The organism is Solimonas variicoloris DSM 15731 (assembly GCF_000382285.1).
GTDB lineage: Bacteria > Pseudomonadota > Gammaproteobacteria > Nevskiales > Nevskiaceae > Solimonas > Solimonas variicoloris.
Window position 1 is genome coordinate 512,475 of sequence record NZ_KB907925.1, and the last position, 24,487, is coordinate 536,961.

The 24,487-nt window shown below is 67.8% G+C and carries 24 protein-coding genes; 21 read left to right on the forward strand and 3 right to left on the reverse strand.

Annotation, left to right across the window (positions count from 1 at the left end):
• Positions 1-21: 21 nt before the first annotated feature.
• The 19 genes from H149_RS0102450 (at position 22) to glmU (ending at position 19,668) form a co-directional block, all read left to right on the forward strand.
• Complete coding sequence (locus tag H149_RS0102450) at positions 22-2,190, forward strand: prolyl oligopeptidase family serine peptidase (RefSeq protein ID WP_020648144.1); 2,169 nt, start codon at positions 22-24, stop codon at positions 2,188-2,190.
• Between the two features lie 69 nt (positions 2,191-2,259).
• Positions 2,260-2,649 carry an RT0821/Lpp0805 family surface protein gene (locus H149_RS19440; protein WP_039747642.1) on the forward strand — a complete coding sequence of 130 codons (390 nt, stop codon included), beginning with the start codon at positions 2,260-2,262 and terminating at the stop codon, positions 2,647-2,649.
• A gap of 76 nt (positions 2,650-2,725) precedes the next feature.
• Positions 2,726-3,343 (forward strand): TetR/AcrR family transcriptional regulator, encoded by a 618-nt coding sequence (locus H149_RS19445; RefSeq protein WP_020648146.1) that lies wholly within the window; start codon positions 2,726-2,728, stop codon positions 3,341-3,343.
• Positions 3,344-3,385: 42 nt separating this feature from the next.
• Positions 3,386-5,872 carry an acyl-CoA dehydrogenase gene (locus tag H149_RS0102465; protein ID WP_020648147.1) on the forward strand — a complete coding sequence of 829 codons (2,487 nt, stop codon included), beginning with the start codon at positions 3,386-3,388 and terminating at the stop codon, positions 5,870-5,872.
• Positions 5,873-6,152: 280 nt separating this feature from the next.
• The gene (locus tag H149_RS0102475; RefSeq protein ID WP_020648149.1) at positions 6,153-7,667 is read left to right on the forward strand and encodes a helicase HerA-like domain-containing protein; all 1,515 of its coding nucleotides are present in this window, start codon (positions 6,153-6,155) and stop codon (positions 7,665-7,667) included.
• A 136-nt stretch (positions 7,668-7,803) separates the two neighbouring features.
• Positions 7,804-8,472, forward strand: a complete 669-nt coding sequence (gene rsmG, locus H149_RS0102480) for a 16S rRNA (guanine(527)-N(7))-methyltransferase RsmG (RefSeq protein WP_020648150.1) — start codon at positions 7,804-7,806, stop codon at positions 8,470-8,472.
• Positions 8,469-9,257: a ParA family protein gene (locus H149_RS0102485; protein ID WP_020648151.1), complete on the forward strand. Its 789-nt coding sequence runs from the start codon at positions 8,469-8,471 to the stop codon at positions 9,255-9,257. The genes rsmG and H149_RS0102485 overlap by 4 nt, the downstream gene beginning before the upstream one ends.
• Positions 9,258-9,329: 72 nt before the next feature.
• Entirely contained in the window at positions 9,330-10,172 is an 843-nt protein-coding gene (locus H149_RS0102490) for a ParB/RepB/Spo0J family partition protein (RefSeq protein ID WP_026352772.1), read from the forward strand.
• 71 nt (positions 10,173-10,243) lie between these two features.
• Positions 10,244-11,035: an SDR family NAD(P)-dependent oxidoreductase gene (locus H149_RS0102495; RefSeq protein WP_020648153.1), complete on the forward strand. Its 792-nt coding sequence runs from the start codon at positions 10,244-10,246 to the stop codon at positions 11,033-11,035.
• Between the two features lie 139 nt (positions 11,036-11,174).
• On the forward strand, positions 11,175-11,531 hold the full coding sequence (locus tag H149_RS21920) for an ATP synthase subunit I (protein ID WP_020648154.1): 357 nt from the start codon (positions 11,175-11,177) through the stop codon (positions 11,529-11,531).
• A complete protein-coding gene (gene atpB / locus H149_RS0102505) occupies positions 11,524-12,330 on the forward strand; it encodes a F0F1 ATP synthase subunit A (RefSeq protein ID WP_020648155.1) in 807 nt (268 codons plus the stop codon). The genes H149_RS21920 and atpB overlap by 8 nt, the downstream gene beginning before the upstream one ends.
• Positions 12,331-12,408: 78 nt before the next feature.
• Positions 12,409-12,675 carry a F0F1 ATP synthase subunit C gene (atpE, locus tag H149_RS0102510; protein ID WP_020648156.1) on the forward strand — a complete coding sequence of 89 codons (267 nt, stop codon included), beginning with the start codon at positions 12,409-12,411 and terminating at the stop codon, positions 12,673-12,675.
• A 38-nt stretch (positions 12,676-12,713) separates the two neighbouring features.
• Positions 12,714-13,187, forward strand: coding sequence for a F0F1 ATP synthase subunit B (locus tag H149_RS0102515; RefSeq protein WP_020648157.1), 474 nt, complete (start codon positions 12,714-12,716; stop codon positions 13,185-13,187).
• Between the two features lie 9 nt (positions 13,188-13,196).
• Positions 13,197-13,733: a F0F1 ATP synthase subunit delta gene (locus tag H149_RS0102520; protein WP_020648158.1), complete on the forward strand. Its 537-nt coding sequence runs from the start codon at positions 13,197-13,199 to the stop codon at positions 13,731-13,733.
• A gap of 42 nt (positions 13,734-13,775) precedes the next feature.
• Positions 13,776-15,314, forward strand: coding sequence for a F0F1 ATP synthase subunit alpha (gene atpA / locus H149_RS0102525; RefSeq protein ID WP_020648159.1), 1,539 nt, complete (start codon positions 13,776-13,778; stop codon positions 15,312-15,314).
• A 15-nt stretch (positions 15,315-15,329) separates the two neighbouring features.
• Positions 15,330-16,190 (forward strand): F0F1 ATP synthase subunit gamma, encoded by an 861-nt coding sequence (atpG, locus tag H149_RS0102530; protein ID WP_020648160.1) that lies wholly within the window; start codon positions 15,330-15,332, stop codon positions 16,188-16,190.
• 82 nt (positions 16,191-16,272) lie between these two features.
• Positions 16,273-17,670, forward strand: a complete 1,398-nt coding sequence (gene atpD / locus H149_RS0102535; protein WP_020648161.1) for a F0F1 ATP synthase subunit beta — start codon at positions 16,273-16,275, stop codon at positions 17,668-17,670.
• Positions 17,671-17,696: 26 nt separating this feature from the next.
• Positions 17,697-18,119 (forward strand): F0F1 ATP synthase subunit epsilon, encoded by a 423-nt coding sequence (locus H149_RS0102540; protein ID WP_026352773.1) that lies wholly within the window; start codon positions 17,697-17,699, stop codon positions 18,117-18,119.
• Positions 18,120-18,285: 166 nt separating this feature from the next.
• Positions 18,286-19,668, forward strand: a complete 1,383-nt coding sequence (gene glmU / locus H149_RS0102545) for a bifunctional UDP-N-acetylglucosamine diphosphorylase/glucosamine-1-phosphate N-acetyltransferase GlmU (protein ID WP_020648163.1) — start codon at positions 18,286-18,288, stop codon at positions 19,666-19,668.
• A gap of 52 nt (positions 19,669-19,720) precedes the next feature.
• Here the strand turns inward: glmU and H149_RS0102550 are convergent, their stop codons facing one another.
• Entirely contained in the window at positions 19,721-21,040 is a 1,320-nt protein-coding gene (locus H149_RS0102550) for a hypothetical protein (protein WP_020648164.1), read from the reverse strand.
• A gap of 181 nt (positions 21,041-21,221) precedes the next feature.
• On the opposite strand from H149_RS0102550, the gene glmS reads away from it, so the two are divergent.
• Positions 21,222-23,060 (forward strand): glutamine--fructose-6-phosphate transaminase (isomerizing), encoded by a 1,839-nt coding sequence (glmS, locus tag H149_RS0102555; protein WP_020648165.1) that lies wholly within the window; start codon positions 21,222-21,224, stop codon positions 23,058-23,060.
• A gap of 367 nt (positions 23,061-23,427) precedes the next feature.
• Here the strand turns inward: glmS and H149_RS23725 are convergent, their stop codons facing one another.
• Both H149_RS23725 and H149_RS23730 read right to left on the reverse strand, forming a co-directional pair.
• The gene (locus H149_RS23725) at positions 23,428-23,691 is read right to left on the reverse strand and encodes a tyrosine-type recombinase/integrase (RefSeq protein WP_211213526.1); all 264 of its coding nucleotides are present in this window, start codon (positions 23,689-23,691) and stop codon (positions 23,428-23,430) included.
• Positions 23,692-24,213: a tyrosine-type recombinase/integrase gene (locus tag H149_RS23730; protein ID WP_020648166.1), complete on the reverse strand. Its 522-nt coding sequence runs from the start codon at positions 24,211-24,213 to the stop codon at positions 23,692-23,694. It abuts the gene before it with no gap.
• 90 nt (positions 24,214-24,303) lie between these two features.
• Here H149_RS23730 and H149_RS0102565 point away from each other — a divergent pair.
• The coding region (locus tag H149_RS0102565) for a transposase (RefSeq protein WP_020648167.1) at positions 24,304-24,487 on the forward strand (184 nt) is incomplete at its 3' end.

Genomic DNA, 24,487 nt, shown 5'->3' on the forward strand with positions numbered 1-24,487 from the left:
GACGGGCGGGCGGAGACGGGCGTGAACAAACGGCTGTGGGCGCTGGCGGCGCTGGGCTGGAGCGTGATGATCAATACCGGCGCCGAGGCGCAGACGCTGAAGTATCCGGCCGCGCCGCGCGGCGAGGTGGTCGACGACTATTTCGGTACCAGGGTCGCCGATCCGTACCGCTGGCTCGAGGATGTCGACTCGCCGCAGACGCGCGCCTGGGTTGCGGCCGAGAACGCCCTGAGCCTGCCGTATCTCGCTGCGCTGCCGGAGCGCGAAGCCTTGCGCCAGCGGCTCGGCGCGCTGTGGAACTACGAGCGCTACGATCTGCCGCAGCGCAAGGCCGGCAAGCTGTTCTACGGCCGCAACGACGGGCTGCAGAACCAGTCGGTGCTGTATGTCGACGGCGGTGACGGCAAGCCGCGCGTGCTGCTCGATCCCAACACGCTGTCGGCCGACGGCACCGTGGCGCTGACGCAGTACGAGCCTTCCCCGGACGCGGCCTACCTTGCCTACGCCACGGCGGCCGCCGGCTCGGACTGGAACGAGTTCCGCGTGCGCCGTGTCGCCGACGGCGTCGACACCGACGACCGGCTGACCCGCATCAAGTTTTCCGGCATCGCCTGGACGCGCGACGGCAAGGGATTCTTCTATTCGCGCTATCCGCTGCCGCCGGCCGGCAGCACGCCCGGCACGTTCGACGAACTGGCCCACCAGAAGCTCTATTACCACCGTCTCGGCACGGCGCAGGCCGAGGATCTGCTGGTCGCCGAGAATCCGGCCGAACCGCAGTGGGGCTGGGGCGCCGAGGTCAGCGACGACGGCCGCTATCTCATCGTCTACGTCAGCCGCGGTTCCGGCAACGAAAACGCGCTGTGGGTCAAGGATCTCGGCACGGCCGAGGCGCCGTCGCTGGCGGCGCCGTTCGTGAAGCTGGTCGACGACTTCGAGGCCGAGTACACGGTGCTCGGCAATCGCGGCAGCACGCTGTACGTGCGCACCAGCCGCGACGCGGCGCGCGGCCGCATCGTCGCCATCGAACTCGGCAAGCCGGCGGCCGCGGAGTGGAAGACCGTGGTGCCGGAGAGCGTCGACACGCTGCAGTCGGCGCTGATGGCGGGCGACGGGCTCGTCGCGCTGTACATGCATGACGCGACCTCGCGCCTGCTGCGCTACGGCGTCGACGGCAAGGCGCAGGGCGAGATCGCGCTGCCGGGTCTCGGCAGCGTGCCGGACCTGCCGCTCGGTGGCATCCAGCTGTCGGGGCAGGCCGGCGATCCGCTGCTGTTCTACGCCTACACGTCGTTCAATCAGCCGGCGACCAATTACGTCTACGACCTGAGCAAGAACAGCGGTCGGGTCTTCCAGCCGATCCGGCTGAACTTTGATCCGGCCGACTACGTCACCGAGCAGGTGTTCTACAAGTCCAGGGACGGCACGCGCATTCCGCTGTTCATCAGCTACAAGAAGGGCCTCAAACGCAACGGCAGGAACCCGACGCTGCTGTTCGGCTACGGCGGCTTCGAGATCTCCAAGACGCCGGAGTTCTCGGTGCCCAACCTCGTGTTCATGGAGCGCGGCGGCGTCTACGCGCTCGCCAATCTGCGCGGCGGCGGCGAGTACGGCAAGGCCTGGCACGAGGCCGGCACGCTCGACCGCAAGCAGAACGTCTTCGATGACTTCGCCGCGGCCGCGCAGTACCTCATCGAGCAGCAGTGGACCGCGCCGGCGCATCTGGCGATCGGCGGGCGCTCGAACGGTGGCCTGCTGGTCGGCGCGACCGTGAACCAGCATCCGGAGCTGTTCGCCGCCGCGTTCCCGGCGGTCGGCGTGATGGACATGCTGCGCTATCACAAGTTCACGATCGGCTGGGCCTGGGCCGGCGACTACGGCACGGCCGAGACCGAGGCGGGCTTTCGCACGCTCTATGCCTATTCGCCGTATCACAACATCAGGTCCGGTGTGCGCTACCCGGCGGTGCTGGTGACCACCGCCGACCACGACGATCGCGTCGTGCCCGGGCATTCGTTCAAGTACGCGGCGGCGCTGCAGGCGGCAGTCGCGCCGGATGGCGTGCCCGGTGCGCGTCCGGCGCTGATCCGCATCGACGTCAATGCCGGCCACGGTGCCGGCAAGCCGATCGGCAAGCTGATCGAGGAAGAGGCGGACAAGCTTGCGTTCCTGCTCCGCTTCACTCGCTAGTGAAGGCGAGCCGGAGCGCTGCGCTATGATCGCCGCCGACGCGGGACGGGCCCGCAACCGGAACAGGGCATGATCGGAACACGCAAGCTGGCGCGCGCTGTGGCGCTCCTGGCACTGGCGGCCGCGCTGCCGGCGGCGGCGCAGAACCTCAACTTCCTGCGCAGTTCGGCGCTGGCCGCGATGAGCGCGGACGACCGGCGCGAAGCGGCCGCGGCATTCCGCGCCGCGCTCGACGCGGCCGCCGACGGCGAGACGCGGGAGTGGGCGAACGCGCAGACCGGTGCCGGCGGCGCGCTCGAACCGATCCGCTCCTATCACGACGCGCTCATCGACCTCGACTGCCGTGAGGCGCGCCTGATGCTGAAGGCCGGCGGCCGCGAGGAACAGGGACGTTATTACCTGTGCAAGGCGCCCGACGGGCGCTGGAAGTTCACGCGTCCGCCGGGCTTCACGCGCTGAAGCGAGCGCGCCACCGCTTGCCCCATACGCAAGCGTATGGATAGACTGGTCGGCCTCTAATCTCGCCCGTCCGTCCATGTCGCCCGCCGCTCCCGTCGAACCGAAGCAGAGCCTCACCGCCGACGCCTGGGCCGAGGCGGCGCTCGAGATGATCGCGCAAAGCGGCTTCGACGCGGTCGCGGTCGAACCGCTCGCGCGCCGCCTCGGCGTGACCAAGGGGTCGTTCTACTGGCACTTCGAGAATCGCGACGCGCTGCTGCGCGCCGCACTCGAACGCTGGGAGCGCGCCGAGACCGACGACATCGTCGCGCGCATCGGCCCCGAGCCTGATCCGTACCAGCGCATCGTCAAGCTGTTCAAGGCGGCCAACGCCAGCTATCGCGCCGGGCGCCTGTACCTGGCGATCGCCGCCGCCGAGGACAAGCCGATGGTGCAGAGCTTCGTGCGCCGGGTGTCCGAGCGGCGCATGCAGTATCTGTTCGAGTGCTATCGTGCCCTGGGCTTCAGCGAAGCTTCAGCGGCGCATTGGGCACGATTCGCCTATGCCACGTTCATGGGCAATCTGCAGATCGGCCGCGACACGCCGGAGCTGATGCCGACCGGCGCTGAGTTCAGCGAGTACGTGAAGCTGATGATCAAGGTGCTGATCCCGCGCGAGGCGCCGCCCGACGACGACGGCGACCCGCCCGCCTAGACGCCGCTCCGCGCCGCGGGGCTTTGTCGCAGGAGGCTGAAGATGACGACGCTCATCGTGGTGCTGTTCCTGGTCGCGGCCTGGTGCCTGGCTTTCATCGGCGCGCCGCTGTTCGTCTGGACCGTGGCCGTGGCGCTGCTGCTCGCGGCGCTCGGCTTCGCGTCCGCGCTCGGGGCGACGGCCTTGCTCGTGTGCAGCGCCGCGTTCGGGGTGCTGGCGCTGCTGCTCAACGTGCTGCCGCTGCGCCGTGCCGTGCTGAGCGGCTGGATCTTCGCGATCTTCAAGAAGGTGCAGCCGGAGATGTCCTCGACGGAGCGCGAGGTGCTGGAGTCCGGCGACATCTGGTGGGAAGCGGAAATGTTCCGCGGCCGCCCGGACTGGGAAAAGCTGCTGAGCTTCCAGTACACGCGGCTGACGGCCGAGGAGCAGGCCTTCCTCGACCACGAGTGCGAGGCGTTGTGCAAGCTGTGCGACGACTGGCAGATCGAATACGAAGCCAGGGATCTGCCGCAGGCGGCCTGGGACTACATCCGCGAGAAGAAATTCTTCTCGATGCTGATCAAGAAGGAGTACGGCGGGCTCGGCTTTTCGGCGAACGCGCAGTCGGCGGTCGTCACCAAGCTGGCCACCAAGTCGATCACGCTGGCGGTGACGGTGATGGTGCCGAACTCGCTCGGTCCGGGCGAGCTGCTGATGCACTACGGCACCGACGAGCAGAAGAAAAAATGGTTGCCGGGGCTCGTCGACGGCAGCGAGATTCCGTGCTTCGGACTGACCGGTCCCGAAGTCGGCTCCGATGCGACGGCGATGCCGGACGTCGGCTACGTCTGCCATGCCGAGATCGACGGCAAGAAGACGCTCGGCATCCGCCTGACGTTCTCGAAGCGCTACATCACGCTGGCGCCGGTCGCGACGGTGATCGGTCTGGCTTTCAAGCTGCGCGATCCGGAGGGTCTGCTCGGCGACAGGAGCAAGCTCGCCAGGGACGGCGACCTCGGCATCACCTGCGCGCTGTTGCCGGCGACGACGCCGGGCGTGCACATCGGCCGTCGCCATTATCCGGGCGCGGCCTTCATGAACGGCACGATCCACGGCCGCGACGTGTTCGTGCCGATCGACGCGATCATCGGCGGCCCGGCGATGGCCGGCAAGGGCTGGCGCATGCTGACCGAGTGTCTGTCAGCGGGCCGCGGCATCTCGCTGCCGGCGCTGGCGACGGCGGCCGGCCAGATCGGCTACCGAATGACCGGCGTCTATGCGCGCTTCCGCCGCCAGTTCAAGGTTTCGGTCGGCAAGTTCGAGGGCGTGCAGGAAGCGACCGGCCGCATCGCCGGCTATGCCTACACGCTCGAAGCGACGCGCGTGCTGACCGCGTCGGCCGTCGATCACTGCGCGCCCGGCGTGACCACGGCGATCGCCAAGTACCACATGACCGAGCTGATGCGGAAGATCATCAACGACGGCATGGACGTGCTCGGCGGCAAGGGCATCCAGCAGGGGCCGCGCAACTTCATGGCGACCGGCTACAAGGCGACGCCGGTGGCGATTACGGTCGAAGGCGCGAACATCCTGACGCGCAATCTGATGATCTACGGCCAGGGCGCGATCCGCTGCCATCCGTACGTGTTCCCCGAGATGGAAGCGGCGCGCGAGAACGACCTCGTCAAGTTCGACAAGCTGCTGTTCGGGCACCTCGGCTTTGCGATCAATCGCGCCGTGCGCGCGTTCACGCTGGCGCTGAGCGGGGCGCGGCTGGCGCGCGCGCCGGTGACCGGCGAGTTCGCGCCGTACTTCCAGCAGCTGGAGCGGATGTCGGCGGCGCTGGCCTTCACCTCCGATCTGACGATGGGTACGCTCGGCGGCAAGCTCAAGTTCAAGGAGCGCCTGTCGGCGCGTCTCGGCGACGTGCTGTCGCAGCTCTACATCGCGTCCTGCGTGCTGAAGTTCTATCTCGAAGGCAGCCAGAGCGAGGCCGAGCGCGTGCACGCGCGCTGGGCGCTGGACCATTGTCTGTCGGAGATCGGGCTCGCCTTCGACGGCTTCATTCGCAACTTCCCGGTCGCCTGGGCGCGCGGTCTGCTGCGCGTCGTGGTGTTTCCGCTCGGCAATCGCTTCCGCCCGGTCAGCGATCGCCTCAACGCGCGCGTCGCGGATCTGCTCCTCGAGCCCAGCGATGTGCGCGAGCGCCTGTCGTGGCTGGTCTTCAAGAACGGCGGCGAGCGTGATCCGATCGGCCGCATGGAGCACGCCTGGCGCGTCGGTCTGAGCAGCGAGGCGGCCTACGTGAAGTATTTCCGGCTCGCCAACAAGGGTGCGATCGTCGGCGACACGGTCGCCGCGCGGCTCGACGACGCGCTCCGCCGCGGCCTGCTCAGCGCCGAGGAGGTCGCGCAGGCACGCGCTTACGACGCCGCCCGCTACGACGTCATCCTGACCGACGACTTCAGCAAGGAATACCTCGCCGGCGACTTCGCCGCCGAGGCCGCTGCCGCGATCGAGGCGGCGGGTCTGCTGGCGCGCGTCGCCTAGCAGTTTCGGCTCGATACGTCGTTCAGCGGAAGGCGGCGGCGCGGCGGGCCGTCGCCGACGCTGCGCGGCTCCCGAAGACGCGGCCGCGGTGGACTGCGCTCAGGCGCGGACGCCCGTGTCGTCTACGCTGCGCTTCCGTGCTGGCGCTGCTTGCACTGGGGCTGGCGGCTGGTGATGGTCGCGCGTGCGTCGCCGTCCAGGATCGGCCGCGGCGTCATTGTTGTGCCCGCCGCCTTTGGCGAAGATACGCGCCATTCTTATGCATACACCGGGGACCTCGATGAGCGCCGCAATCCTGATCGGCAAAGGCGACGACACGCCGCAGCGGCTGCTCGCGCAGTACGCGAACCGGCACGGCCTGGTCGCCGGCGCGACCGGTACCGGCAAGACGGTGACGCTGCAGGTTCTCGCCGAGGGGTTTTCGCAGCTTGGCGTGCCGGTGTTCGCCGCCGACATCAAGGGCGATTTGTCCGGCATCGCCGCCGCCGGCGAGGCCAAGCCCAAGCTCCTCGAGCGGGCGGCGACGATCGGCGTCGAGAACTGGGCGCCGGCGGCCAGCCCGACGGTGTTCTGGGACGTGTTCGGCACGAGCGGGCATCCGGTGCGCGCGACGGTGTCCGACATGGGGCCGGTGCTGCTGGCACGCCTGCTTGATCTATCCGACGTGCAGGAGGCGGTGCTGTCGCTGGTCTTCCGCTATGCCGACGACCAGGGCCTGTTGCTGCTCGATCTCAAGGACCTGCGTGCGGTGCTGCAGTACGTCGGCAGCAACGCCAAGTCGTTCGGCACCGACTACGGCCTGGTCAGCCCGGGCTCGGTCGGGGCGATCCAGCGCGCGCTGCTGCAGCTGGAGAGCGACGGCGCCGAGCATTTCTTCGGCGAGCCGGCCCTCGATCTTGCCGACTTCATGCGCTGCGACATGACCGGCCGCGGCATCGTCAACGTGCTCGCCGCCGACGTGCTGTATCAGAAGCCGCGGCTGTACTCGACCTTCCTGCTGTGGCTGCTGGCGGAGCTGTTCGAGCGCCTGCCGGAAGCCGGCGACGCCGACAAGCCGAAGCTGGTGTTCTTCTTCGACGAGGCGCACCTGCTGTTCAAGGACGCGCCAAAAGCGCTGGTCGAGAAGGTCGAGCAGGTCGTGCGTCTGATTCGCTCCAAGGGCGTCGGCGTCTACTTCGTCACGCAGAATCCGCTCGATCTGCCGGATACCGTGCTCGGTCAGCTCGGCAATCGCGTGCAGCACGCGCTGCGGGCGTTCACGCCGCGCGACCAGAAGGCGGTCAAGGCGGCCGCCGAGACGTTCCGCCCGAATCCCAAGCTCAAGGTGGCCGAGGTGATCCAGTCGCTCGGCGTCGGCGAGGCGCTGGTCTCGACGCTCGATGAGAAGGGCGTGCCGACCGTGGTCGAGAAAACCCTGATCGCGCCGCCGCGTTCGCGCATCGGCCCGCTGACCGCGGACGAGCGCCAGCAGGTGCGCGCGCGCAGCCCGGTCGCCGGCCGCTACGAGCAGGCCGTCGATCGTGAATCGGCGTACGAAAAGCTCAGCGCGCGCGCGGCGCCGGCCCAGCCGGCCGCGCCGGCGGCGGGCGGCGATGCCGGCTGGTGGGACCGCGGCAGCGCACCGGCGCCAACGGCCGGCGGGCGGGCGACGAAGTCCGGCACCGCCGCGCGTCGCGGCGACACGGTGGTCGAGGCGGCGATCAAGAGCGCCACGCGCAGCGCCGCCTCGTCGATCGGCCGCGAAGTCGGCCGGCAGCTGCTGCGCGGACTGCTCGGTTCGCTGTCGCGGCGCTGAGGCGGGGGCGCGGCGGGGCGCGGGTATACTGCGCGGCCTTCCCCGTCCGCCGCCCGCCGCGCCTGATTCCCGCGATGCCCGTTCGTTTGCTCCTGCTGCCGCTGTTCCGGTGCCCCGGCCCGAAGGGTGGGCGGCCGTGAGCGCGCATCCGCTCGCCGCGCATCTCGACAACGGCCTGGCCGCGCTGCGCCTGGAGCTGCCGGCCGCGGCGCGTGCCGCGCTGCTGCGCTACCTCGACGAGATGGCGCGCTGGAACACGGCCTACAACCTGACGGCGATCCGCACGCCGAGCGAGATGGTGACCAAGCACGTGCTCGATTCGCTGGCGGTCCTGCCGGTGCTGCGCGAGTTCGTGCCGGGCTTTCCGGACGTGCGCCTGCTCGACGTCGGCAGCGGCGCCGGCCTGCCGGGGATTCCGCTGGCGATCGCCGAGCCGCAGCTGCAGGTCACGGTGCTCGACAGCAACGGCAAGAAAGCGCGCTTCATGCGCCATGCGGTGCGCACGCTGGGCCTCGCCAACGTCGAGGTCGCCGAGGCGCGCGTCGAGGACTGGCGGCCGGACCGCCCTTACGCCGGCATCGTCAGCCGCGCCTTCGCGTCGCTCGCCGACTTCGTGACCGCCACGGCACCGCTGCTGGCGCCCGGCGGGTCCGGCAGTGGTGTCTGGATCGCCATGAAGGGCAAACTAGATCCCGCCGAGCTGGCGGCGGTGCCGTCCGCGGCCGCCATCCTGGAAACGCGGCGCCTGCGGATTCCGGGGCTGTCCGAAGAGCGCCACGCCGTCATCGCAAGCCTGAAGTCATGAGCCACATCATCGCGGTTGCCAACCAGAAGGGCGGCGTCGGCAAGACGACGACCTCGATCAATCTCGCTGCCTCGCTGGGGGCGACCAAGCGGCGCGTGCTGCTCGTCGATCTCGACGCGCAGGGCAATGCGACGATGGGCGTCGGCGTCGACAAGAGCCAGCTGCGCTATAGCACGCGCGACGTGCTGCTCGAGCAGGTCAAGATCCGCGACGCGATCCAGTATCTGCCGGACCTCAATCTGTCGCTGCTGCCGGCCAATGCCGACATGACCGAGGCCGAGATCAAGCTGCGCGACGTCGCGCTCGGCGATTTCGCGCTGCGTGCCGCGCTCGCCGAAGTCGCCGACGACTACGACTACGTCATTCTCGATTGTCCGCCGGCGCTGTCGAAGCTGACCGTCAACGCCCTGGTCGCCGCCGACGGCGTGCTGATCCCGATGCAGTGCGAGTACTACGCGCTCGAAGGCCTGTCGGCGCTGATGGACACCGTGCAGAAGATCAAGCGCGTCATCAATCCCAAGCTGGAGATCGAGGGCCTGCTGCGCACCATGTTCGATCCGCGCAACAACCTCGCCAACGACGTTTCCGGCCAGCTGACCCAGCATTTCGGCGACAAGGTCTATCGCACCCTGGTGCCGCGCAACGTGCGCCTCGCCGAGGCGCCGAGCCACGGCCTGCCGGTGATGCTCTATGACGCCAATTCCTCCGGCGCCAAGGCTTATCTGGCGCTGGCCGGCGAGGTGCTGCGCCGCCACGACGGCGGCCAGCTGCGGCTGCCGGCGTAGGCGCATGAAGACGGAATCCACGATACGCGCGGCCGACCGCGGCCGGCGTTTTGTCCTGCGGGAGAGGAAGCGGTGAGTACGAAGAAGCGGGGACTCGGGCGCGGGCTCGACGTGCTGCTCAGCAGCGTCGCCAATACGATCGACGAGGAAGCCGGCGACCAGCTGCGCGAACTGCCGGTCGATGCGCTGCAGCCGGGCCGGCATCAGCCGCGCCGTCAGTTCGACGCCGCCGCGCTGGAGGCGCTGACCGAGTCGGTGCGGGCGCAGGGCATCGTCCAGCCGATCGTGGTGCGCGCCGTCGGCGCCGACCGCTACGAGATCGTCGCCGGCGAACGCCGCTGGCGCGCCGCCAGGCAGGCCGGCCTCAAGACCGTGCCGGCGGTCATCAAGACGCTCGACGAGCAGGGCGCGATGGCGGTGGCGCTGGTCGAGAACATTCAGCGCGCCGACCTGAATCCGCTCGAAGAGGCCGAGGCGCTGCACAAGCTGATCCGCGATTGCGGCCTCACGCACGAGGCGGCGGCGACCGCGGTCGGCCGCTCGCGCACGCACATCACCAATCTGCTGCGGCTGATCGAGCTGAACGACGACGTCCAGCAACTGGTGCGCAACGGCCACCTGAGCTTCGGCCACGCCAAGGTACTGCTCGGCGTCGACGGGCCGCGGCAGTCCTCGCTGGCCAAGCTGGCGGTCGAGAAGCAGATGTCGGTGCGGCAGGTCGAGGCGCTGGTCCATGCCGATGATGCCGCCAAGCCGCGCCCCGCCAAGGCGCGCGTGCCGGCGGTCGAGCAGGAGCTGGCGCAGAAGATCGGCCTGCCGGTGCGCCTGCAGCAGAACGACGCGGGCCGCGGCCGGCTGACCGTCAGCTTCAAGAACGCCGACGAGCTGCAGCGCCTGCTGGCGCGGCTCGGCTAAAAGCCGGCGGCGAGGTTCGCCGGCGCCGCCGGCGAGCGGACAGGACGGCCTGGGGAGGCCGAGGGGGAGCGATGCACGAGGCAGTCGTGGGAGCGGCGCTGGTCACCGGCGCTTCGTCGGGACTGGGCGCCGAGTACGCCCGCCAGCTGGCGGCGCGCGGCTACGACCTGATCCTGGTCGCCCGTTCGCAGGACCGGCTCGAGGCGCTGGCGACGGAACTGCGCGCCGTGCCCGGCGCGCGCGTCGAGGTGATCCGTGCGGATCTCGCCGAGCCCGGTGCCGGTCTTGCGCTGGCGGCGCGGGTCGAGGCGCTCGGCTGGCCGGTCGCGATGCTGGTCAACAATGCCGGCTTTGGCGTCGCCGGCCACTCCGCGGCGCTCGACCCGGCGCGCCTGCAGCAGATGATCACCCTCAATTGCGCGACGCTGGTCGAGCTGACGCAGGCCTTTCTGCCGGCGATGCTGGCGCGCCGCGCCGGCGCGATCATCAACGTCGCTTCGCTGGCCGGCTTCCAGCCGATGCCGTACATGGCGGTCTACGGCGCGACCAAGGCCTTCGTGCTGTCGTATACCGAAGCGCTGTGGGCCGAGACGCGCGAGCGCGGTCTGCGCTGTCTGGCGGTCTGCCCGGGGCCGGTCGACACGCCGTTCTTCGAGGCGGCTGGTGGTTCGCACCTGCGCCAGGCCGTGCCGCCGGCGCTGATGGCGCGGCCGGCCGACGTGGTCGCGCGCAGCCTGCGCGCGCTCGATCGCGGATGCACGACCTTGGTGCCCGGACTGGCGAACCGGATGGTGGCGATGCTGCCGCGTCTGCTGCCGCGGCACTGGCTCGCGGCTTCCACCGCGCGCGTCATGCGCCGCTAGCGCGGCGCGTCGATGCGGTGCCGAAACCGTGACATCGCAAGGTTTTTGCAATGATCCTCGTCTTGCCGAGCGAAATAATAAGCCGCTATACTCTCTGCGATTGATTGGTGCACTGCACCAAGCTGGTTCGCAGTGACATATGAAGATTGCGACGCGCATTGCGTGCTATCAGTTGATAATCGCAGTCTTGTGTGCGGTCCTCTGGAGTGTGGTTGAAGGAGGCCGGGAAGGGTTGGCGGCTCTGGCCGGAGGGGGGATCGGCGCCGTGCTGACCTTCTACGCCGGGCTGAAGACGTTTTCGGCTTCCTGCACGGATGCCCAATACGCGGTGATGAATTTTTATCGGGCCGAGGTGAGGAAACTGATCCTCGCCGTGGTGTTGTTCGCGGTAGCGGTCCGGCTGTTTGCAGATGTGTTTGCCCCGGTCCTGGTCACGTTTGCTTTGACCTTGCCGGTTTACTGGTTCGCGCTTCTTTGGGATTCGAGCGATGGCTGAAGCGGGTCACTCTCCTGCCGAATACGTTACTCACCACCTGCGGCACTGGTCGAGTGGGCATGATTCCGCTTTCATCAGCCTGACGGATTGGCACCTCGATACCCTCATCATCTCGACCCTGCTCGGTCTGGTCTTTCTGACGCTGTTCCGCATCGCCGCCGTCCGCGCGACGGCCGGTGTGCCGGGCAAGCTGCAGAACTTCGTCGAGGTGCTCATCGAATTCGTTGACAACTCTGTCAAGGATTCGTTTCACGGCTCGCGCGCTTTCGTCGCGCCGCTGGCGCTGACGATCTTCGTCTGGGTGTTCCTGTGGAACGCGATGGACCTGCTGCCGGTCGATCTGGTGCCGCATCTCTGGGCCGCCGGCCACGCCGCGGCTGGCGCCGATCCGGCCCACGCCTACATTCGCGTCGTGCCGTCGGCCGATATGAGCGCGACCTTCGCGCTGTCGCTGTCGGTGTTCTTCCTGATCTTCTTCTACAGCTTCAAGAGCAAGGGCTTCGGCGGCTACGCCAAGGAGTTCCTGACGCATCCGTTCGGGCCGCGGCTGATGCCGTTCAACGTCATCCTGAACATCGTCGAGACGCTGGCCCGCCCGCTGTCGCTGGCGCTGCGACTGTTCGGCAACCTCTACGCCGGCGAGCTGATCTTCATCCTGATCGCGCTGCTGCCCTGGTGGGCGCAGGTGGTCCCGGGGCTCGGCTGGGCCATCTTCCATATCCTCGTGATCACGCTGCAGGCGTTCATCTTCATGACGCTGACCATCGTGTACCTGAGCATGGCCAACGAGCATCACTAGAAGTTCTGGTTTTCGGCTGAATCGCGGCACTGCTTTACCGTTTTCCACCACGCACCATCACGGAGTTAGGAGTAAACCATGGAGCTCATCGCTCAGATCCAGGCCAACACGGCGCTGACCATCGGCATCATCTTCGGCCTCGCTGCGCTCGGTACGGCCATCGGCTTCGGCCTGCTCGGCGGCAAGTTCCTCGAAGGCGCCGCCCGCCAGCCGGAAATGGCGAACATGCTGCAGACCAAGATGTTCATCATCGCCGGCCTGCTCGACGCCGTCGCGATCATCGGCGTCGCCATGGGCCTGCTGCTGATGTTCGCGAACCCGCTGCTCGCCGCGGTTCAGCAGTAAGCGTCGTTTTTCCGTCTCACTCAACCGGAGCTTAGCCCATGCAGGCAAGCATTCCGTCGATCTTCGGCCAGATGATCGTGTTCGGCCTGTTCGTGTGGTTCACGATGAAGTTCGTGTGGCCGCCGATCACCAAGGCGCTCGAGGAGCGTCGCTCCCGCATCGCCGACGGCCTGGCCGCGGCGGAGAAGGGCTCGCGCGCGTTGCAAGATGCCTCGCTGAAGAGCGAGGAGGCGCTGAAGGCGGCTCGCGTGCAGGCGCAGGAGATCCTCGTCAACGCCAACAAGCAGGCTGCGCAGATCGTCGAGCAGGCCAAGGGCACGGCGCAGGTCGAGGCCGAGCGCATCGTCGCCAAGGCGCACGAGGACGTGCAGCGCGAAGTCGCCCATGCCCGTGACGAACTGCGCAAGCAGGTCGGCGAGCTGGCGGTCGCTGGCGCGGCCAAGATCCTCAAGCGCGAAATCGACGCAAAGGCGCATGCCGACGTGTTGAACGAGCTGGCGGCGAAGATCTAAGGCACGACGATGGCGGACTTCAGCACGGTGGCGCATCCGTACGCGAAAGCGGTTTTCGAGCTTGCGCGCGACAGCGGTGACTACAAGGCCTGGGGCGAGTCCCTGCAGGCGCTCGCGGCGCTGTTCGGCACGCCCGAGGTCGCGTCCCTGACGGCGAATCCGTCGCTGACGCGCGCCGATCTGTCGGCGGCGCTGGCGCAGTCGCTCGGGGCCAAGCTGCCGGCGCCGGCGGTCACGCTGGTCCGTCTGCTGGTCGAGAACCACCGGCTGCCGGCGTTGCCGGCGATCGCGGCCGAGTACGAGCGCCTGCGCGACGAGGCCGAGAAGCGCGTCGAGGTCGAAATCACCTCGGCGGCGACGATCGACGCGGCGCAGCAGGAAAAGCTGGTGGCAGCAGTCCGGCAGCGGCTGGCGCGCGACGTCGCCGTCAGCTGGCAGGTCGATCCGGCGCTGATCGGCGGTGCGGTGATCCGGACTGGCGACATGGTCCTCGATGGTTCGTATGCCGGCGAGCTCGCCCGGCTCAAGACCGTCGTGACGCAGTGAGACTGGCGCTCTAACGCGGAAAATTTTCAGGAATCGGTTCCTATGCAACTCAATCCTTCCGAAATCAGCGACCTCATCAAGGCGCGCATCAAGAACTTCGATGCGGCCTCCGAGGCTCGCAACGTGGGTCAGATCGTCTCCCTGCAGGACGGCATCGTCCGCGTGCACGGCCTGTCCGACGCGCTGCAGGGTGAAATGCTCGAGTTCCCGGGCAATACCTTCGGCATGGCGCTCAATCTCGAGCGCGATTCCGTCGGCGCGGTGATCCTCGGTGACTACAAGCACCTGAAGGAAGGCGATACCGTCAAGACCACCGGCCGCATTCTCGAAGTGCCGGTCGGTGAGGCGCTGCTCGGTCGCGTGGTGGACGCGCTGGGCCGCCCGATCGACGGCAAGGGACCGATCGCCGCCGCCGGCATGAGCCCGATCGAGAAGATCGCCCCGGGCGTCATCGCCCGCAAGTCGGTCACCCAGCCGGTGCAGACCGGCTACAAGGCGGTCGACGCGATGGTGCCGGTCGGCCGCGGCCAGCGCGAGCTGATCATCGGCGACCGTCAGACCGGCAAGACCGCGCTGGCGATCGACACGATCATCAACCAGAAAAACTCCGGCATTAAGTGCGTCTACGTCGCGATCGGCCAGAAGGCCAGCTCGATCGCCAACGTCGTGCGCAAGCTCGAAGAAAACGGCGCGATGGCGAACACGATCGTCGTCGCCGCCTCGGCATCGGAAGCGGCCGCGCTGCAGTTCATCGCGCCGTACGCCGGCTGCTCGATGGGCGAATACTTCCGCGACAAGGGCGAGGATGCGCTGATCATCTACGACGACCTGTCGAAGCAGGCCGTCGCCTATCGCCAGGTCTCGCTGCTGCTGCGTCGTCCGCCGGGCCGCGAAGCGTTCCCGGGCGACGTGTTCTATTTACACTCGCGTCTGCTCGAGCGCGCCGCGCGCGTCAACGAGGACTACGTCGAGAAGATGACGAACGGTGCCGTCAAGGGCAAGACCGGTTCGCTGACGGCGCTGCCGATCATCGAGACCCAGGCCGGCGACGTTTCGGCGTTCGTGCCGACCAACGTCATCTCGATCACCGACGGCCAGATCTTCCTTGAGACCGACCTGTTCAACGCCGGCATCCGTCCGGCCATGAACGCCGGTATCTCGGTGTCGCGCGTCGGTGGTGCGGCGCAGACCAAGATCATCAAGAAGCTCGGCGGCGGCGTGCGTCTGGCGCTCGCCCAGTATCGCGAGCTGGCGGCCTTCGCGCAGTTCGCTTCGGACCTCGACGCGGCGACGCGTGCGCAGCTCGAACGCGGCCAGCGCGTCACCGAGCTGATGAAGCAGAAGCAGTACCAGCCGCTGTCGGTCGGGCGGATGGGTGCGACGCTGTACGCGGTCGAGAAGGGCTACATCGACAAGGTGCCGGTGAACAAGGTTCTGGCCTGGGAAGACGGCCTGCACCAGTTCATCGCCGGCAACCACAAGGATCTGCTCGACAAGCTCGACACCGGCGACTGGAACGACACGCTCGAAGCGGGTCTGAAGTCGGCGATGGAAACCTACGTCAAGCAGTCCGCGATCTAAGACTGGAGCGAAGTCGTGGCCGGCGCCAAGGAAATCCGCACCAAGATCAAGAGCGTTAAGAACACGCAGAAGATCACGCGTGCGATGGAAAAAGTCGCCATGTCGAAAATGCGCAAAGCGCAGGATCGCATGGCGGCCGCCCGTCCGTATGCCGAACGCCTGCGGCGTACGCTCGGCCATCTGGCGCAAGCGAACCTCGAGTACAAGCATCCGTTCATGGTCGAGCGCGAGGTCAAGCGCGTCGCGTTCCTGATTGTGTCGACCGACCGCGGCCTCTGCGGCGGTCTGAACATGAACGTGTTCCGCGCCACGATCCGCGCGATCCGCGAGTGGCAGGCCAAGGGTGTCGAGGCCGAGCTGGTGCTGGTCGGCAACAAGGCGATCTCGTTTTTCCGCCGCGTCGGCGGCAAGGTGCTGGCGAGCGCCACGCAGCTCGGCGACCGTCCGCAGCTCGAACAGCTGATGGGCATCGTCAAGGTGCTGTCGGACGCCTACCGTGACGGTCAGGTCGATCGCGTGTTCGTGGTCGCCAACCAGTTCGTCAACACCATGACGCAGCGCGCCGACGTCGTGCAGCTGCTGCCGGTGCAGCCGTCCGACAGCGAAGGCCTGCTCGAGCACTGGGATTACCTGTACGAGCCGGACGCGGTCGAACTGCTCGACACGGTGCTGGCGCGTTACACGGAATCGCAGATCTACCAGGCGGTGATCGAGAACGCGGCTTCCGAACAGTCTGCGCGCATGGTGGCGATGAAGGCGGCGTCGGACAATGCCGGCAAGATCATCAACCAGCTGCAGCTGCAGTACAACAAGGCTCGCCAGGCGAATATCACCAAGGAACTGGCGGAAATCGTCGGCGGCGCGGCGGCTGTCTGAAGTTTTGGAAAATTGTGGCGCAGCGGCCTAGCGGCGCGCGCGAGAAGCGGATCGGAAGAAGGTCAAACATATGAGCACTGGCATGAGCACTGGCAAGATCGTTCAGGTCATCGGCGCGGTCATCGACGTGGAGTTTCCGCGCGACGCGATCCCGGCCATTTACGATGCCCTCAAGATCGACGGCACCGATCTGACGCTGGAAGTCCAGCAGCAGCTCGGCGACGGCGTCGTGCGCACGATCGCGCTCGGCTCGTCGGAAGGTCTGAAGCGCGGCCTCGAAGTGCGCAACACCGGCAAGCCGATTTCGGTGCCGGTCGGTCCGGCCACGCTCGGCCGCATCATGAACGTGCTCGGCGAGCCGATCGACGAAGTGGGCCCGGTCAACACCGAGCAGCACTGGTCGATCCACCGCGCCGCGCCGAGCTACGAGGATCAGGCCGGCTCGACCGAGCTGCTCGAAACGGGCATCAAGGTCATCGATCTGCTGTGCCCGTTCGCCAAGGGCGGCAAGGTCGGCCTGTTCGGCGGCGCCGGCGTCGGCAAGACCGTCAACATGATGGAGCTCATCAACAACATCGCCAAGGCGCACTCGGGTCTGTCGGTGTTCGCCGGCGTCGGTGAGCGTACGCGTGAAGGCAACGACTTCTATCACGAGATGATGGAGTCGGGCGTCGTCAACGAGAAAAACCTCGCCGAGTCGAAAGTGGCGATGGTCTACGGCCAGATGAACGAGCCGCCGGGCAACCGTCTGCGCGTGGCGCTGACCGGTCTGACGATGGCCGAGTACTTCCGCGACGAAGGCCGCGACGTGCTGTTCTTCGTCGACAACATCTACCGCTACACGCTGGCCGGTACCGAAGTTTCGGCACTGCTCGGCCGTATGCCGTCGGCGGTGGGTTACCAGCCGACGCTCGCCGAAGAAATGGGCGTGCTGCAGGAACGCATCACCTCGACCAAGACCGGCTCGATCACCTCGATCCAGGCCGTCTACGTTCCCGCCGACGACCTCACCGACCCGTCGCCGGCGACGACCTTCGCGCATCTCGACTCGACCGTCGTGCTGTCGCGTGACATCGCCTCGCTGGGCATCTACCCGGCCGTCGATCCGCTCGACTCGACCTCGCGCCAGCTCGATCCGAACGTCATCGGCAGCGAGCACTACAACACCGCCCGCGACGTGCAGGGCGTGCTGCAGCGCTACAAGGAACTCAAGGACATCATCGCCATCCTCGGCATGGACGAGCTGAGCGAGGAAGACAAGCTGGTCGTGTCGCGCGCGCGCAAGATCCAGCGCTTCCTGTCGCAGCCGTTCCACGTCGCTGAAATCTTCACCGGCTCGCCGGGCAAGTACGTGTCGCTGAAGGAAACGATCCGCGGCTTCCGTGGCATCGTCGACGGCCAGTACGATCACCTGCCGGAGCAGGCGTTCTACATGGTCGGCACGATCGACGAAGCCGTCGAGAAGGCGAGCAAGCTCTGATCGGCTGAAAGGCCGGGAGAACGCAAATGCCACAACTTCACGTCGATATCGTTTCCGCCGAAGGCCACATCCACTCGGGAGCCGCCGAGATGGTGTTCGCCCCGGCGGAAATGGGCGAAGTCGGCATCGCGCCGCGCCACGCGCCGCTGTTGACCCGGCTCAAGCCGGGCACGCTGCGCGTCAAGACGCCGGATGGCCAGGAACTGCCGTTCTTCGTCAGCGGCGGCATCCTCGAGGTGCAGCCCTACCTCGTCACCGTGCTCGCCGACGCGGCGCTGCACGGCAAGGACGCCGACGAGGCCGCCGCCCTGAAGGCCAAGCAGGAAGCCGAGGAGAAGCTGGCTGGCGCCAAGACGCAGGTCGACATCGCCAAGGCCCAGGCCGCCCTTGTCGAAGCCGCGGCGCGCCTCGAATTCGTGCGCAAGCTCAACGCGCCGAGCCATCACTAAGGCGGCATCGCTGCATCGAAGAAAAACGGGGCGCCGCAAGGCGCCCTTTTTCGTATGCGGCGTGCCGGCCCGCCCGCCGGGCGATTCGCCCGATCACCGTGCCCGAGGCGAAACGGTTAAAGTCCGCCGATCATTCACCACGCGCGTTCCGTCCGCGCCGCCGCCCATGCCTGCACCGCTACACGTCATCATCCTCGCCGCCGGTCAGGGCACGCGCATGAAGAGCGCGCGGCCGAAAGTCCTGCACGAGATCGCCGGCCGCGCGATGCTCGGTCACGTCATCGACGCCGCGCAGCAGCTGGCGCCGGCCGGGATCCATGTCGTCGTCGGCCATGGCGGCGAGATGGTGCGCGCGTGGGCCCGCGACCACGTCGCCGGTGTGCCGCTGCACTGGGCAGAGCAGGCCGAGCAGCTCGGCACCGCGCATGCGGTGCAGCAGGCGATGCCGCAGATTCCGGACGCCGCGCAAGTCCTGATCCTTTACGGCGACGTGCCGCTGGTGCGCGCCGCGACCCTGGCGGCATTGATCGAGGCCGGGCGCCGCACGCTGGCGCTGCTGACCGTCGAGCTCACCGATCCCGCCGGCTACGGCCGCATCCTGCGCAACCGTGGGCGTGCGATCACGGCGATCGTCGAGGACAAGGACGCCACGGCGCGCCAGCGCGCGATTCGCGAGGTCAACACCGGCCTGATGAGCGTGCCCGCCAAGCGCCTGCGCGGCTGGCTGGCGCGCGTCAAGAACCGCAATGCCAAGGGCGAGTACTACCTGACCGACATCGTCGGCATGGCGGTCAAGGCCGGTTTGAAGGTCGTTGCCGCCAGCGCCGTGCCGGACGAAGTCGAGGGGGCCAACGACCGCGCGCAGCTGGCCCGTCTCGAGCGCCTGTACCAGGCGCGGCAGGCGAGCGCCCTGCTGGCCGACGGACTGGCGCTCGCCGATCCGGCGCGCTTCGATCTGCGCGGCCAGCTGACGCACGGCCGTGATGTGTTCGTCGACGTCGGCTGCGTGCTGGAAGGCACGGTCGTGCTCGGCGAGGGCGTGCATATCGGTCCGTACTGCGTGCTGCGCGACGTGACGCTCGGCGCCGGCACGCGCGTGCACGCGCATTCGGTACTCGAAGGATGCACGGCTGGCGCGGACTGCGTGATCGGCCCGTTCGCGCGCGTGCGGCCGACGACGCAGCTCGCCGACGGCAGCCATGTCGGCAACTTCGTCGAGATCAAGAACGCGCAGCTCGGCGCCGGCACCAAGGCCAATCATCTGGCCTACGTCGGCGACGCCACGATCGGCAGTCGTACCAACATCGGTGCCGGCGTCATCACCTGCAATTACGACGGCGCCAACAAGCACCGCACGACGATCGGCGACGACGTCTTCGTCGGTTCCGACACGCAGCTGGTCGCGCCGGTCGCGGTTGGCGACGGCGCGACGATCGGTGCCGGCTCGACGATCACGCGCGACGTGCCCGGTGGCGGCCTGACCATCGCCCGAGCGCGCGAACAGAAGACGTTGGCGTCCTGGAAACGGCCGCGCAAGGGCGCCGGCTAGGGCCTGCTAGAGGCCCATAGCGTCGCCGTGGCCGAGTCCGGCCGCAGCCGACTCAGCCGGGATGCACCGGCCGCGCCAGCAGCGGCGGATGGCGCAGTGCCGACCACAGCCCGAGCGCGACCGCGGTGGCGTGTCCGGCGGCAAGGCCCAGCGCCGCACCGAACGCGCCCTGCCACGGCGTCAGCGCGAGACCGACGAGCGCCGACACCGCAGCAGCCGCATAGAGGACGTGCCGCGCGCCGCCGGCGTCCCAGTGTGCGGCGTGATAGCGATACAGCGGACGCGCCGTGACCGACAGCGCTTCGGCGACGATCAGCGCCAGATACACGCCGAGCGCGGCGGCGTACGGCGCGCCGTACTGTGCGAGGCTCCACGGCGCGGCGATGATCAGCAGCGCGGCCATCGCGGCGCTGGCGAGCGCGACGCCGCTCAGCGCCAGCCACAGTGCGCCGCGCCCGTAGGCGCCGCCCAGATGGGCGCCGAGGCGGCCGAGCCGCGGCGCGACCAGCAGCGCCAGTACCGGCATCAGATACAGGATCAGCTGGGCGCTGCGCGTGCTGACAGCGAACAGCGCCATCTCGTCCGGCGGCGCGAGCGCGACGAGCAGGCCCAGCGGCGCCCACAGCAAGGCGACGTTGGCGAAACCGATGCCGGCTTCCGCCTCGATCTGCTGGTCGATCTGCGCCCATGCGGCGCGCCGCGTCTCGTCGCGCGTGGCGGCTGCCGGTGCGACGCCGAACACGCGCCGCGCGAAGCCGTGCGCGACGGCGGCCGCCAGCAGACTGCCGGCGAGGAAGATCCACGAGAACAGTTCGAGCGGAGGATGCGGTGGCGCGACTGCCACCGCCAGCAGGATCGCGCCGTTCATCACGTAGGCCGTGCACATCAGGCTCATCAGATAGCGGTTGGCGGCGCGCAGTGCGGCGCCGACCATCGTCGCGTAACCGGCGAACGGCAGCGCCAGCACGAACGGCACGAAGGTCTGCAGGTAAGGGCGCAGGTACTGCGCCATCACGTCGAGGTCGGCGGCGATGACGAGCAGCACCGCGCAGATCAGGCAGCAACGCCGCATGAAGCGCGCGCTCAGCTCGCGCAGGACTTCGGCATCGCCGACGCCGGTGCTGCGCGCCAGCCCGGCGACGATGTGGCGGCCGAGGTAGACGTCGAACTTGGCGCGCATGAAGGCGGCGCCGGCCAGGGTGACGACGAAACCCTCGAAGAACAGACCGGTATCGAACAGCGACAGGGTTCGCGCGATCGCCAGTGTCGCGGCGATCTGCAGGAGCACGCCGAGCGCGCGAAACGCCGTGTCGGCGGCGCGCGGCCCTGCCGCGGTCGGCGCATGCCCGGCATGCGATGGCGTCGCGCTCATGTCGATGCTCCCGGGCCTGTGGCCCCTGTCTCCCCGCGGACATCGTATGCCGTCGTCCTCGCGTCCCCCATACACCGTTCGGATGATCCGCCGCCGGCCGCCCCGCCGGCGCCGGGCGCGCAGCCGGTAGAATGCGCGCTTCGGCCGGCCGACCGGCCTTTCACCTTCCGGAATCCTGCGCATGTGCGGAATTGTCGGCGCCATCGCGGCGCGTGATGTCAGTGCCATCCTGATCGAGGGCCTGCGTCGCCTCGAATACCGCGGCTACGACTCCACCGGTGTCGCCCTCGTCGACGCCCACGGCGGCCTGCATCTGCGCCGCGCCGTCGGCAAGGTCGCCCGTCTCGAAGACAAGCTGCGCCTGCAGCCGGCTGCCGGGCCGCTCGGCATCGCCCATTCGCGCTGGGCGACGCACGGTGGCGTGACCGAAGCCAACGCGCATCCGCACGTCTCCGGCGACCGCATCGCCCTGATTCACAACGGCATCATCGAGAACTACGTCGAGCTCAAGGCGGAGCTGCGCGCGAAGGGCTACGTGTTCTCGTCGGAGACCGATACCGAGGTCATCGCCCATCTGATCCACGAATTCGTGCGCGGCGGCCTCGATCTGACCGAAGCCGTGCAGCAGGCGGTGCGCCGCCTGAAGGGCGCGTACGCGATCGTCGTGTTCGACGCCCTGCATCCGGACCGCATCTGCGTCGCGCGCATCGCCAGCCCGCTGGTGATCGGCCTCGGCGAGCCGGGCGAGAACTTCGTCGCCTCGGACGTGCAGGCCCTGCTGCCGGTCACGCGCCGCTTCCAGTTTCTCGAAGAAGGCGACGTCGCCGACATCCGCCGCGACCGCGTCGTCATCTACGACGGCAGCGGCGCCGTCGTGCAGCGTCGCGTGCACGAGTCCTCGCTGTCGGCCGATGCCGTCGAGCGCGGTGAGTTCGCGCACTACATGCTCAAGGAAATCCACGAGCAGCCGCGCGCGCTTGCCGACACGCTGTCCGAACGCCTGCTCGGCGACCACGTGCTCGAAGCCGCGCTCGGCCCGCGTGCCGCGCAGATCCTGCCGCAGGTGCAGAGCGTGCACATCGTCGCCTGCGGCACCAGCTATCACGCCGGTCTGGTCGCGCGTTACTACCTGGAGCAGGGCACGCGCATTCCGTGCACCGTCGAGGTCGCCAGCGAATATCGCTATCGCGATCCGGTCGTGCTGCCCGGCACGCTGTTCCTCGCGATCTCGCAGTCCGGCGAGACCGCCGACACGCTCGCCGCGCTGCGCGAGGCCAAGAAGCTCGGCTACATCGCCACCTGTGCGATCTGCAACGTGCCGGAGTCCTCCCTGGTGCGCGAGGCCGATCTGGTGCTGATGACGCGTGCCGGTCCCGAAGTCGGCGTCGCCTCGACCAAGGCCTTCACCACGCAGCTCGCCGCGCTCGGCATGCTCGGCCTGGCGATCGCGCAGCGCAAAGGCTTCGACCGCCGCACCATCGCCGTCTACGCGCGGCAGATGGCGCAGGTGCCGGAGCTGGTCGAGCACACGCTCAAGCTCGACCCGCAGATCCGCGAATGGGCCAAGCGCTTCGCCGACAAGCATCATGCCCTGTTCCTCGGCCGCGGCCCGAGCTATCCGGTGGCGCTCGAAGGCGCGCTCAAGCTCAAGGAAATCTCCTACATCCACGCCGAGGCCTACGCCGCCGGCGAGCTCAAGCACGGCCCGCTGGCGCTGGTCGACGACGACATGCCGGTCGTCGCCGTGGCGCCGAACAACGCGCTGCTCGAAAAGCTGAAATCGAACCTGCAGGAAGTGCGCGCGCGCGGCGGGCGTCTGTTCGTGTTCGCCGATCCGGACACCGGCATCGAACCGGCCGACGGCGTCGACGTCATCACCATGCCGGATCACATCGAGGCGCTGCAGGCGCCGCTGGTCTACACCGTGCCGCTGCAGCTGCTCGCCTACCACGTCGCCGTGCTGCGCGGCACCGACGTCGATCAGCCCCGCAACCTCGCCAAGAGCGTCACCGTGGAGTGACACGGGGGCGCGCTCAGCCGCTGTTTCCAGCAATTAAAGTCGTGAACCGGCGTTCCGCCTCGTTCGGTTTCGACTCTATGCTGCCAGTGATTCGCCAAGTCATTGGGCGTGTGCTCGGTTCGCCAGACAGGGTTGCTTCGTCACGAAACCGTCGGCTGAGGGCGCACCGGATAGAATGCCTCGTGACGGGAAGCAAGCTGCGCGGCTGTCCGCTTTCAGCTGCGGATTCCGGACGGTCGACTGTAGAACCGGGCCTCGTGTTTCTTGCAAATCATGTCTGGGACAAGCCCATAAAGTCCGAGACGAAATCGCGTGATGAAAGTTCCGGGCGATTGATTTAAGAGGTCGCCGTTTCGGACTCTAGTCATCACTTGAGTGAAGGCTGCAAGCGGTCCAGCGGACTGGTGGTATCGCGGGTGGCCTGCAGGACATGGGTATAGATCATGGTCGTCTGCAGACTGCTGTGCCCCAGCAGCAGCTGAATGGTCCGAATGTCGGTGCCTTGCCACAGCAGATGCGTGGCAAAGGAATGGCGCAGCGTATGAATGCTGGCGTGCTTGAGAATCCCCGCCCGATCGAGCGCCGCCTTGAACGGCTTCTGCAGGCTCGACTCCGCCGTGTGCCAGCGCAGCTAGCGAGCAGTCGCAGGACATTGCCGCGCCAGCCGAGACGGAAACGCGTACTGCCAGGCCAAGCTCCGTCCTGCCGACGGATACTTGCGACCCAAGCCCTCGGGCATCGGCGCCCAGCCTCGGCCCGCCAGCACATCATTCCGATGCAGCGTGGCCACACGCAGCAGATGGGCCTGCAGCGCAGACGCGAGCGACGCCGGAAGAACCGTCGTCCGATCCTTGCCGCCCTTGCCATTGCGCACCGTCACCGACCGGCTGCCGAAGTCGAAATCCTTCACGCGCAAAGCCAGGCATTCGGAAATCCGCAGCCCCGCCCCGTAGATCAGCGATGCCGCCAGCTGCGGAGTCCCCGTCATTAACTGCAACACGCGGCCGACCTCCTCAACCGTCAGCACCACGGGGACTCGCTTGCGCTGCTGAATCCGCTGCAAGCCCTCGATGTTCTGCAGAGGCCGATCGAGGACATCACGGTAGAGAAACACCAAGGCATTCAGCGCCTGAGACTGCGTCGACGCCGACACCTGGCGATCCGACGTCCCCCCGTAAGCTTCCCTGCCTGAGCAACAACTCATAACCAGAGCTTTCTGGCATCGTAACTGCCAGGAGGCATCATGAAGAAGTCGCGTTTTACCGAGACGCAGATCATCGCGATCTTGAAGCAGGCTGACGCCGGCATGCTGGTGAAGGATATCTGCCGCAAAGCCGGAATCAGCGAGCCGACGTACTACAGCTGGAAGTCGAAATACGGCGGCATGGAAGCCTCCGATCTGAAGCGGACCAAGGAGCTGGAAGCCG

What these genes read in the sequence shown, in the direction of transcription:
- H149_RS19440 (WP_039747642.1), top strand. Translation starts at nt 2,260, where the DNA reads ATGATCGGAACACGCAAGCTGGCGCGCGCTGTGGCGCTCCTGGCACTG.
- H149_RS19445 (WP_020648146.1), top strand. Translation starts at nt 2,726, where the DNA reads ATGTCGCCCGCCGCTCCCGTCGAACCGAAGCAGAGCCTCACCGCCGAC.
- H149_RS0102465 (WP_020648147.1), top strand. Translation starts at nt 3,386, where the DNA reads ATGACGACGCTCATCGTGGTGCTGTTCCTGGTCGCGGCCTGGTGCCTG.
- H149_RS0102475 (WP_020648149.1), top strand. Translation starts at nt 6,153, where the DNA reads ATGAGCGCCGCAATCCTGATCGGCAAAGGCGACGACACGCCGCAGCGG.
- H149_RS0102485 (WP_020648151.1), top strand. Translation starts at nt 8,469, where the DNA reads ATGAGCCACATCATCGCGGTTGCCAACCAGAAGGGCGGCGTCGGCAAG.
- H149_RS0102495 (WP_020648153.1), top strand. Translation starts at nt 10,244, where the DNA reads ATGCACGAGGCAGTCGTGGGAGCGGCGCTGGTCACCGGCGCTTCGTCG.
- H149_RS21920 (WP_020648154.1), top strand. Translation starts at nt 11,175, where the DNA reads ATGAAGATTGCGACGCGCATTGCGTGCTATCAGTTGATAATCGCAGTC.
- atpB (WP_020648155.1), top strand. Translation starts at nt 11,524, where the DNA reads ATGGCTGAAGCGGGTCACTCTCCTGCCGAATACGTTACTCACCACCTG.
- atpE (WP_020648156.1), top strand. Translation starts at nt 12,409, where the DNA reads ATGGAGCTCATCGCTCAGATCCAGGCCAACACGGCGCTGACCATCGGC.
- H149_RS0102515 (WP_020648157.1), top strand. Translation starts at nt 12,714, where the DNA reads ATGCAGGCAAGCATTCCGTCGATCTTCGGCCAGATGATCGTGTTCGGC.
- H149_RS0102520 (WP_020648158.1), top strand. Translation starts at nt 13,197, where the DNA reads ATGGCGGACTTCAGCACGGTGGCGCATCCGTACGCGAAAGCGGTTTTC.
- atpA (WP_020648159.1), top strand. Translation starts at nt 13,776, where the DNA reads ATGCAACTCAATCCTTCCGAAATCAGCGACCTCATCAAGGCGCGCATC.
- atpD (WP_020648161.1), top strand. Translation starts at nt 16,273, where the DNA reads ATGAGCACTGGCAAGATCGTTCAGGTCATCGGCGCGGTCATCGACGTG.
- H149_RS0102540 (WP_026352773.1), top strand. Translation starts at nt 17,697, where the DNA reads ATGCCACAACTTCACGTCGATATCGTTTCCGCCGAAGGCCACATCCAC.
- glmU (WP_020648163.1), top strand. Translation starts at nt 18,286, where the DNA reads ATGCCTGCACCGCTACACGTCATCATCCTCGCCGCCGGTCAGGGCACG.
- H149_RS0102550 (WP_020648164.1), bottom strand. Translation starts at nt 21,040, where the DNA reads ATGAGCGCGACGCCATCGCATGCCGGGCATGCGCCGACCGCGGCAGGG.
- glmS (WP_020648165.1), top strand. Translation starts at nt 21,222, where the DNA reads ATGTGCGGAATTGTCGGCGCCATCGCGGCGCGTGATGTCAGTGCCATC.